Genomic DNA, 857 nt, shown 5'->3' on the forward strand with positions numbered 1-857 from the left:
ATATGGTTATCGAGTTTATATCCCATTATTTGTTTAGAATAGGCGTCTGTGACTAAAGCCAGATAGTTGTGTCCATTTTCTGTTTTAATGTATGTTATATCGCTAACCCAAAGTTGTTCTGGTTGAGTAGGAACGTGGTCTTTTACCAGGTTCTTATATTTTTTGTACATATGGTTTGAGTTTGTCGTTGTGATGTAATTTTTAGTTTTAGGAATCAAAAGATTATTTAGTCTGAGGAATCGATAGAACTTGTCTCTACCAATTTTAATGTCAGCGTTTATAAAGTCCTGTTTTAGTTCTTTATGTAGCTTAATACCACCGGTTTTCGAGCCTACTTTTTTACGGTAGTCCTTAACCATTTTGATTACTTTTTGATGGTCTACTTCTTGTTTCTGTTGGGTTTTGAGTCTTTTGTAGAAGGCTTGTTTAGATAACCCAAAACATCCATAGAGCCATTTTCTTTTATACGCTGTTTTTTCTTTAGCTCTATCTCTTTTGCTAATGTTTTGGGCAATGACTTTTTTGACATATCGACGCCTGTAATGAGTTCCATATCAGCAATAATATCTTGTTGGAAGTCTTTTTGAAACTCAAGTTCTTCAATTTTTTCCTTTAACTTTTTAATTTCATCGTTTTTACTCATACCCGTATTTTGTTGTACTAAGGTACTGTATTTTCTTAACCAATAGGAAATAGTTGTTCTGGGAACGTCGTATTTTTTGGAAGCTTGGTTGTTTGAAATCTGCCCATTTAAGATTTGGTCAACGACTAAAAGTTTGGTTTCTAAAGTGGCTTTTTGGTAGCTTTTTTTTCGCCAGTGTTCATTTTGTGTTTTCATAAGTGACTGTAATTAATTG

General features: G+C 33.1%; 1 protein-coding gene. It reads right to left on the minus strand.

Annotated elements, in window-relative coordinates; translation table 11 throughout:
- Positions 1–379: 379 nt before the first annotated feature.
- On the minus strand, positions 380–838 hold the full coding sequence (locus JAO71_RS15720) for a helix-turn-helix domain-containing protein (protein ID WP_054851586.1): 459 nt from the start codon (positions 836–838) through the stop codon (positions 380–382).
- Positions 839–857: the final 19 nt, after the last annotated feature.

The organism is Olleya sediminilitoris (genome assembly GCF_016785945.1).
GTDB lineage: Bacteria > Bacteroidota > Bacteroidia > Flavobacteriales > Flavobacteriaceae > Olleya > Olleya sediminilitoris.